Annotated in this window: 9 protein-coding genes; 5 read left to right on the top strand and 4 right to left on the bottom strand. The window is 60.9% G+C overall.

What is annotated here, in order from left to right:
• The coding region (locus BFL40_RS27000; protein WP_143088338.1) for a helix-turn-helix domain-containing protein at positions 1-509 on the bottom strand (509 nt) is incomplete at its 3' end.
• A 261-nt stretch (positions 510-770) separates the two neighbouring features.
• On the opposite strand from BFL40_RS27000, the gene BFL40_RS26995 reads away from it, so the two are divergent.
• Complete coding sequence (locus BFL40_RS26995; protein WP_071486795.1) at positions 771-1550, top strand: TSUP family transporter; 780 nt, start codon at positions 771-773, stop codon at positions 1548-1550.
• Here the strand turns inward: BFL40_RS26995 and nudC are convergent.
• Together nudC and BFL40_RS26985 are read right to left on the bottom strand one after the other, a co-directional pair.
• On the bottom strand, positions 1518-2351 hold the full coding sequence (nudC, locus tag BFL40_RS26990; protein ID WP_071486794.1) for an NAD(+) diphosphatase: 834 nt from the start codon (positions 2349-2351) through the stop codon (positions 1518-1520). The two genes, BFL40_RS26995 and nudC, sit on opposite strands and share 33 nt — an antisense overlap.
• 5 nt (positions 2352-2356) lie before the next feature.
• A complete protein-coding gene (locus BFL40_RS26985; RefSeq protein WP_071486793.1) occupies positions 2357-3169 on the bottom strand; it encodes a crotonase/enoyl-CoA hydratase family protein in 813 nt (270 codons plus the stop codon).
• A gap of 192 nt (positions 3170-3361) precedes the next feature.
• Between BFL40_RS26985 and BFL40_RS26980 the strand changes: the two genes are divergently transcribed.
• Together BFL40_RS26980 and BFL40_RS26975 are read left to right on the top strand one after the other, a co-directional pair.
• A complete protein-coding gene (locus BFL40_RS26980; RefSeq protein ID WP_071486792.1) occupies positions 3362-4609 on the top strand; it encodes a chloride channel protein in 1248 nt (415 codons plus the stop codon).
• A gap of 98 nt (positions 4610-4707) precedes the next feature.
• Entirely contained in the window at positions 4708-5262 is a 555-nt protein-coding gene (locus BFL40_RS26975; protein WP_071486791.1) for a UPF0149 family protein, read from the top strand.
• A 7-nt stretch (positions 5263-5269) separates the two neighbouring features.
• Here the strand turns inward: BFL40_RS26975 and BFL40_RS26970 are convergent, their stop codons facing one another.
• Positions 5270-5899 carry a lytic polysaccharide monooxygenase auxiliary activity family 9 protein gene (locus BFL40_RS26970; RefSeq protein WP_071486790.1) on the bottom strand — a complete coding sequence of 210 codons (630 nt, stop codon included), beginning with the start codon at positions 5897-5899 and terminating at the stop codon, positions 5270-5272.
• Positions 5900-6228: 329 nt separating this feature from the next.
• On the opposite strand from BFL40_RS26970, the gene BFL40_RS26965 reads away from it, so the two are divergent.
• The gene (locus BFL40_RS26965; protein ID WP_071486789.1) at positions 6229-7029 is read left to right on the top strand and encodes an isocitrate lyase/PEP mutase family protein; all 801 of its coding nucleotides are present in this window, start codon (positions 6229-6231) and stop codon (positions 7027-7029) included.
• Between the two features lie 112 nt (positions 7030-7141).
• Complete coding sequence (locus tag BFL40_RS26960) at positions 7142-8398, top strand: 3-phosphoshikimate 1-carboxyvinyltransferase (RefSeq protein ID WP_071486788.1); 1257 nt, start codon at positions 7142-7144, stop codon at positions 8396-8398.
• Positions 8399-8427 lie beyond the last annotated feature (29 nt).

The following is an 8427-nucleotide window of genomic DNA, read 5'->3' as shown; positions in this document are numbered from 1 at the left end:
ATTACGGTCAAGGGGTAACACCAGGCACCATCCCCCGTCAGGTACTGACCTTTGTAATCGGCACTCCAGAGCTGATTGGGGTTATCGGCTTTCTGAAGAGGTTTGGGATAGACCGCTACACGCTGACGCAACGGTCGTGGCGTCACCAACCCTGCCTTTTTCAGCACGTTATAGATTGTGGTTTTGGAGGGCGGCGGCTGATCAGGAAAACGCTCAATCAATGCCATCTGAATTTTCTTTGGCCCCGCCGTGGTTGGCCCTCGCGCACGTAGCTCAAGAATGGCCTCTTTGACCGCAAAGGGCACCGCTTGGCTCTGGGAATGCCGCTTGCGACTGCATTCCTTCAAGCCATTAACGCTGTCTGCGTTATAGCGTGCCACCCACTTGTAACCGGTCTTGCGACTGATGCTATGAGCCGCACAAAGCTGGCTGAAATTAAGTCGCTCGGACAAATAGTCGGCAATGAACATCACTTTCAGATCCATAGGTTTCAGCTCTCGCCACGGCATGGTCAGATCCTCGGAATCGACCAGTACCAGTTAAAAACTGTTACCTATGTGCTTGAACTGATTTGTTACCTATGTGGGTGAGTCATACCCAAGAGCCCTTTTGGTTACTTTTGGGGCTCTTTTCCAAAAGTGACCCGCTGTAAAAGCGGAACCAATACCAGCCGTGACCGCAGAAATGGATATGTACCCAGCAGCAGAGGTAACATACCGCCCTTCAGCGCCGCCCCCTTCGCCGCGCCCTGCCAACAATAAGCCACCCCCATGCCCTTCGAACTCAGCGTTGACCTCACCACCCTGGCTATCCTGGCCATCGTTGCTTTCATAGCCGGTTTCATCGACGCCATCGCCGGCGGCGGCGGCCTGCTCACCACCCCCGCCCTGCTCACCGCCGGCATGCCCCCGCACCTGGTACTGGGCACCAACAAACTCAGCTCCACATTCGGCTCCGCCACCGCCAGTTTCACCTTCTATCGCCGCAAACTGTTCCACCCCCGTCAATGGGTGCACGCCATCGTCGGCACCCTGATCGGCGCCCTCGCCGGCGCCGTGGTCGCGCACTACCTGCCCGCCGAAACCCTGAACAAAATGCTCCCGGTGATCGTCTTCGCGTGCGGTGTGTACCTGCTGTTCGGCGGCACACCCAAGGCACCGTTGGACGCCGACGCACCGATCAAGAAGAAATGGCAATCCACCCAAGGCTTCGGCCTGGGCTTCTACGACGGCGTGGCCGGCCCAGGCACCGGCGCATTCTGGACAGTCAGCACCATGCTCTTGCACCCCATCGACCTGGTAAAAGCCAGCGGTGTGGCGCGCAGCATGAATTTCGTCAGCAACGCGGCGGCGCTGTCGGTGTTTATCTTCAATGGTTCAGTGGATTGGATCGTCGGCCTGGCGATGGGCTTCTCGGTGATGTGTGGCGCGTTCTTTGGCGCACGCAGCGCAATCAGCGGCGGCGCCAAATTCATTCGGCCGGTGTTTATCACCGTGGTCCTCGGCCTGACGGTACGCCTAGCCTGGCAGCACTGGTTCAGCGTGGCCTAAACGGCGGGCCAGGTAGAGGTCGATCAGGTAACGCGCAATCGAACGTGACGCCGGCAACGGCGGCAGGTTGTGGATGTTGAACCACTGCGCGTCTTCGATCTCATCGGCCTGGGGCACGATGTCGCCACCGGCGTACTCGGCATGAAAGCCCAGCATCATCGAGTGCGGGAACGGCCAGCACTGACTGCCCATGTACTGGATGTTCTTGACCTCCACCTGCACCTCTTCGCGAACCTCGCGGATCAGGCAGTCTTCGGCCGACTCACCCGGTTCGGCAAACCCCGCCAACGTGCTGTAGACCCCGGTGACAAAGCGTGGCGAACGCGCCAGCAAAATCTCGTCGCCACGGGTTACCAGCACGATCATGCTCGGCGAAATCCGTGGGTAGCTGCGCAGGTCGCAGGCCTGGCAATACATCGCCCGCTCGCGGGGCACCTGGACCATGGCCTGGCCGCAACTGCCGCAAAAACGGTGCTCCCGCGCCCAGGTGCCGATCTGCGCCGCGTAGCCCAGCACTTTGTACAGCGTGTGGTCGCCTTGCAGCATAAAGCCGCGCAGGCCTTGCCAACTGCAACCCGGCACTTCGCCGGGCGTGTTGAGTTCCAACAGGTACACCGGCTCGCCGTCGAGGTGGCCGATGCCGTGTTCGGCGAACACCGACAGGTCCTGGCGCTTGAGCCATTCACGGGGGAACAGCGGGCCGTTGGCGTCATGTAAAAAGCCGTCGCGGCTGCGGGCGACGGCCCAGCCGCCGGGGGCGTCATTGTCCAGCAGCGTTGTGGTAATCCAGCCTGGGGTCATGTCAGTCAATCCACGAATTCGGGTTTCTGCTTACTCATATGGGCCGCGATGGCCACGCGCAGGTCGTTGGATTGCAACATAGCCGAGTTCCAGGTGGCAACGTATTCCAGACCATCATTGACCGTATGGTCACGCATGTAGCTGATCATGGCCTTGGTGCCGGTCACGGCAATCGGCGACTTGGCGGCGATCTCCCGAGCGATGTCCATAACCCCGGCCAACAGGCTTTCCTGATCGGGATACACGCGATTGACCAAGCCGATGCTGCGCGCCTCTTCGGCACCGAACTGGCGGCCGGTGTAGGCCAGTTCACGCAGCATGCCGTCGCCAATAATGCGTGGCAGGCGTTGCAGGGTGCCGACGTCAGCGGCCATGCCGATGTCGATTTCCTTGATCGAGAACTGCGCGCCTTCGGCGGCGTAGCGCATGTCGCAGGCGCTGATCAGGTCGATGGCCCCACCGATGCAGTAGCCCTGGATCGCCGCCAGCACCGGTTTGCGGCAGTTATCGACCGCATTGAACGAGGCTTGCAGTTCGAGGATCTTGCGGCGCAGCAGGCGCGCGTTGCGGCCCACGTCCTTGCCGAACGCATTGGCCACCGAAGCCAACATCATCAGGTCGATGCCCGAGGAAAAATGCTTGCCCGCACCGCTGAGCACCACGGCGCGTACGGCGTCGGTGTCTTCGATCCATTGGAAGATATCGATGATTTCAGTCCAGAACGCCGCGTTCATGGCGTTGATCTTTTCCGGGCGGTTGATCTGCACATGGGCAACGTTGCCGGTGAGTTCGACGACGAAAGCTTGGTATTCGGACATGGCAGTGATCCCTGACTGGCGAGTGATAAGGCCCGAACTATATCAAGGGTAAGCGACGGCGCATCGGCCAAAAACAGGACTGGCAAAGGTAATGAAATGTTGTGGCCGCGAGGTTCACGCAGCACCGATACATTTCACGTCGGAAACGCCACTTATCGGCTATACAATCAGGGCCACTCCCTGGAGCCGTCTATGCCGTCCACGTTTCGTTCCTCGTTGATTCTGGCCCTGGTGGTCGTGCTGACCGGTATTGGCGCTGGCCTGGGCGGCATGCTCCTGGCGTTGCTGCTGCATGGCATTCAGCACTTGGCTTACGGTTACAGCCTCGACAGCCTGATCGGACATGAAACCTTTCTGCTCGGGGTGACGGCAGCGGCACCTGAGCGACGCTTGCTGGTGCTGGTGGTGTGTGGCCTGGTCGCGGGGTTGGGCTGGTGGACGATTTATCGCTATGGCCGTCCGCTGGTGAGCATCAAACAGGCGGTGTCCGAAAAGATGCCAATCATGCCGCCCAAGACCACCCTCGCCCACGCCATACTGCAAATCATCACCGTAGCGCTCGGCTCGCCGCTGGGCCGTGAAGTCGCGCCGCGTGAAGTCGGCGCGCTGGCCGGCACTTGGTTGTCGCAGCGTGCGCGACTGGAACCGCACATGCACCGGCTGATCGTGGCCTGCGGGGCGGGTGCCGGGCTGGCGGCGGTGTACAACGTGCCGTTGGGTGGCGCGGTGTTTGTGCTGGAAGTGCTGGTGGGTGCGTTCAGTTGGCCGGTGGCCGTGATGGCACTGACGACGTCGGCGATTGGCGCGTCTGTGGCGTGGATCGGGCTGGGCGCAGAACCGCAGTACATCGTGCCACACTTTGTACTGAGCCCGGCGCTGATCGGTTGGGCAGTGGTGTGCGGGCCGGTGTTTGGTCTGGCTGCGTACGGTTTCAACCGCCTCACTGGCGCGGCGCGGGCAAATGCCGCCCGGGGCTGGCGCCTGCCGGTGTTGTCATTGATCAACTTCACGATCATCGGTGGCTTGGCGATGCTGCTGCCGCAAATCCTCGGCAATGGCAAAGGTCCGGCGCAATTGGGCTTCGACAATGAATTGACCATCGGCCTGGCCGCGCTGTTGCTGGTGGTCAAGGTGCTGATCACCGCCGCCAGCCTGCGCGCCGGGGCCGAAGGTGGCCTGCTGACGCCAGGGCTGGCGAATGGCGCGCTGCTGGCGATCATCCTCGGCGGCGCCTGGAGCCTGGTGTGGCCGGGCGTGCCACTGGGGGCATTTGCGATCATCGGCGCGGCGGCCTTCCTGGCCGCCAGCATGAGCATGCCGCTGACGGCGATTGTGCTGGTGGCGGAATTTACCCGTATCGAGCATGACTTTCTGGTACCGATCATTCTCGCGGTGGTGGGCTCGATGTGTGTGAACAAGCTGTGCCAGCAGCGCGGGTAAAAACGCGGCAAAAATGCTGGAAAAAAGCCGCCCCAAGCGCCATCCTTCGCGCTTTAAGCCGCTCCACCCGCGGCGTTCGACGTTTAAAGGATATGCCCATGCACGCCCAACCCCTCGCCCCCGCCGATTTCGAATTTATCGAAGAAACCCTGCTCAAGTACGGTGACGATCATTCGGTGCTGAACCTGGCTGAGCTCGATGGCTATTTCACTGCCTTGGTGTCCAGCCCGGCCCAGGTGGACGTGGGTGAGTGGTTCCCGGCGATCTGGGGTGGGCAAAACCCGGAGTGGGAAAACGTCGAGCAGGCCCAGCGTTTCCTGGAACTGTGCGTGCGCCATATCAATACCCTGGCGGAGCAACTGGCCACCGATGCGCAGGCGTTCAAGGCCCGCTTCGATGAAACCGAACATCAGGATCAAGTCGTGACGCTCGCTGAAGAATGGTGCTTCGGCTATATCCGTGGCGCGGCTATCGGCAACTGGCCTGAACTGCCCGCAGCCCAGGCTGCAGAACTGGAAAAAATCTCCTGGTGCGCCGAGCAGGACAACTTCGAGTTGCCGGCAGACCTGGATGTAAACGCCCATCAACAGCGGGTCAGCGCGATCGAACCGGCTGCGCGGGCGCTACATGATTACTGGCTGAGCAAGCGTTGATACGGCCTTATTTGAAGTCCAGGTCAAACGCCTGATAGAACGCATTGCCAGTGTTGGCCACGATCCACATCAGGACCACGACGTGCCTGCCTTTTTTCCCACGAGGCAGCGTCACTTGATGCTCGACCTTGGCCTTCATTTCATCGGCGTGTTGGTAGTACGGCACCTGGGTGTAAAAATCCTCGAAGAACGGCGTGGCCTCCAGTTGGGCGCGACTGATGCGCTGCTTGGGGTCCCAGCCATCCTTGGTGATGAGCCAACGATAGCCACGGGTAACGTGGGCGGCGGTGTACTCCCACTGCACCTTGAATACCTGGCCGGCGTCAACATTCAGCAGCGGCCAGGTGAATGGGGTATTGAGCTTTTTGCTCATTTCCTCATCGGTAAAGTTGATGCAGTCACGGTCGTCGGTTTTGCCGCCGCTCAAGATATACCGATCGGCAGGCGGCGTGACGCTTGGGTCATCGGTTTGATAAGGCGCAGGGAACGGCCCGGCGATGAGCGCGGGGAAGTTCTTGCCACCTTCCATTTCATTGACTTGCCAATTGCCCAGCAGGCCGCGTTCCACCGCCACCGAGCCACGGCTGGCAGGGGTTACGACGCGACCGTGCCTGAGTTGAGTCTGGGGTTTGTTCATTTCATTCACTCCTTGATTGAAAACGCCCCGTCATGGGGAGCGCCTTGAACTTACCTCAGCGGGCTGTATTGTCCAGCCGCCGTTTCTCTCGGAATGTTCGTACATTGTCCTCGTTTCGCTGAGAAAACGACGTTGTCCTGCATCCGTTTTGTAACTTGTCCTACCCCGCAACAAGCGGTCCTGCTACAAGCCGTGCCGTGGATAAGACGCCAAGTCGACACCAACATGGGAAATGTCGACTTGGGTTGTATTACTCATTGCGACCCACCCTCAATTCTTGTTATCACAGGCGCCTCCAATAAAACGCCTGCTCAAAGGATTGACCGACCATGACCTCCCACGCCGAAACCTTCCATGCCCTGCACCACGACACACTGCTGATCCTGCCCAATGTCGCCGACGCAGGCGGCGCACGCCTGGTGGCACAATTGGGCAGCCAGGCCGTCGCCACCAGCAGTGCCGCCGTGGCCTGGGCCCACGGTTACAAGGACGGTAATCAACTGCCACAACCCCTGCTGATCAGCACCGTGCAGTCCATCGTGCGGGTAATCAATGTGCCATTGAGTGTCGATATCGAAGGCGGCTACTCGGACGATCCCGAGCAAGTGGGCCGGCTGGTCAAGGCAGTGATCGACGCCGGTGCGGTGGGTATCAATCTGGAAGACGGTGTCGGCTCGCCTGAGTTGCTGGCACGCAAGATCGACGTCGTGCGACGGGTAGCCGACAGCTCTGGCGTAAAGCTGTTTATCAATGCTCGCAGCGATGTCTACCTCAAAGGCTTGGCACCCGAGGCGCAGCGCCTGGAAGAAATCCTGCGGCGCGCGGGTATTTATCAGGATGCAGGGGCAGACGGCTTGTTCGCCGCCGGCATTCATCTTGAACACGAAATCAAGCAGCTGTGCCAGGCGACCACGCTGCCGGTCAACGTGCTGGCTTGGGCTGGCCTGCCCACCCCCGAAACGTTGCAGGCTTTGGGTGTGCGTCGCTTGACGGCAGGTTCGAGCATCGCCGAATTCCTGCATGGCGCCATGAACCAACTGGCAGCAGGCTTCTTGCGCACCGGCACACTGCAGACCCAAAACCTCAAAGCCTTCACTTATGGCGAAGTGAATGGGCTGATGGCGCCGTAATACGCGCCGTACAACGATCCCTACTCGACAAGCGTGGCGTGTTTGGCTGATTATTCGGGTCCGCCCGTCGGCCACTCCACGCCACCTTGCCTTGCATCAGGAGCCTTGTACCTTGAGTTCGCAGAAAACCGTGACCGTTACACCGCCCAACTTCCCCCTGAATGGCAAGGTCGCGCCCCCCGGCTCCAAATCCATTACCAACCGCGCTCTGTTGCTGGCAGCCCTGGCCAAGGGCACCAGCCGCTTGAGTGGCGCACTGAAAAGCGATGACACCCGTCACATGTCGGTCGCCCTGCGCCAGATGGGCGTGACGATCGACGAGCCGGACGACACCACGTTCGTGGTCACAGGCTCTGGCAAGCTGCAATTACCCGCGCAGCCGCTGTTCCTCGGTAATGCCGGCACCGCGATGCGTTTTCTCACCGCCGCCGTGGCGACCGTGCAAGGCACCGTGGTGCTGACCGGCGACGATTACATGCAAAAACGCCCGATCGGCCCGCTACTGGCGACCCTTGGCCAGAACGGCATCAAAGTCGACAGCCCAAGCGGTTGCCCGCCCGTAACCGTGCACGGCGTGGGCAAGGTCCAGGCCAAGCGTTTTGAAATTGACGGTGGCTTGTCCAGCCAATACGTCTCGGCCCTGCTGATGCTCGCGGCCTGCGGTGAAGCGCCGATTGAAGTGGCGCTGACCGGCAAGGACATTGGCGCCCGTGGCTACGTGGACCTGACCCTGGACTGCATGCGCGCATTCGGCGCACAGGTCGAAGTCGTCGACGACACCTCCTGGCGCGTGGCCCCTACCGGCTACACCGCCCATGATTACCTGATCGAACCCGACGCGTCCGCCGCCACCTACTTGTGGGCGGCTGAAGTGTTGACCGACGGCCGCATCGATATCGGTGTGGCTGCGCAAGATTTCACCCAACCGGACGCCAAGGCACAGGCCGTGATCGCCCAGTTCCCGAACATGCAGGCCAGCGTTGTCGGCTCGCAAATGCAGGACGCCATCCCGACCCTGGCAGTACTCGCGGCCTTCAACAACACGCCGGTGCGTTTCACTGAACTGGCCAACCTGCGCGTGAAGGAGTGTGACCGCGTGCAGGCGCTGCACGACGGCCTCAACGAAATCCGCCCGGGCCTTGCGACCATCGAAGGCGACGACCTGTTGGTGGCGAGTGATCCTGCACTGGCCGGCACATCGTGCAATGCGCTGATCGACACCCACGCCGACCACCGCATCGCCATGTGCTTTGCCCTGGCCGGGCTGAAAGTCTCGGGTATCCGTATTCAGGACCCGGATTGCGTGGCCAAGACCTATCCTGAATATTGGAAGGCATTGGGCAGTCTCGGGGTCGTGCTGAGCTACTAAGCCGTCAGCGCCGCAACGGGGAGGGAAAG

Source organism: Pseudomonas costantinii (assembly GCF_001870435.1).
Lineage (GTDB): Bacteria > Pseudomonadota > Gammaproteobacteria > Pseudomonadales > Pseudomonadaceae > Aquipseudomonas > Aquipseudomonas costantinii.
This window is presented reverse-complemented; position numbering and strand designations above follow the sequence as displayed.

What these genes read in the sequence shown, in the direction of transcription:
- BFL40_RS26965 (WP_071486789.1), top strand. Translation starts at nt 6,229, where the DNA reads ATGACCTCCCACGCCGAAACCTTCCATGCCCTGCACCACGACACACTG.
- BFL40_RS26995 (WP_071486795.1), top strand. Translation starts at nt 771, where the DNA reads ATGCCCTTCGAACTCAGCGTTGACCTCACCACCCTGGCTATCCTGGCC.
- nudC (WP_071486794.1), bottom strand. Translation starts at nt 2,351, where the DNA reads ATGACCCCAGGCTGGATTACCACAACGCTGCTGGACAATGACGCCCCC.
- BFL40_RS26985 (WP_071486793.1), bottom strand. Translation starts at nt 3,169, where the DNA reads ATGTCCGAATACCAAGCTTTCGTCGTCGAACTCACCGGCAACGTTGCC.
- BFL40_RS26975 (WP_071486791.1), top strand. Translation starts at nt 4,708, where the DNA reads ATGCACGCCCAACCCCTCGCCCCCGCCGATTTCGAATTTATCGAAGAA.
- BFL40_RS26980 (WP_071486792.1), top strand. Translation starts at nt 3,362, where the DNA reads ATGCCGTCCACGTTTCGTTCCTCGTTGATTCTGGCCCTGGTGGTCGTG.
- BFL40_RS26970 (WP_071486790.1), bottom strand. Translation starts at nt 5,899, where the DNA reads ATGAACAAACCCCAGACTCAACTCAGGCACGGTCGCGTCGTAACCCCT.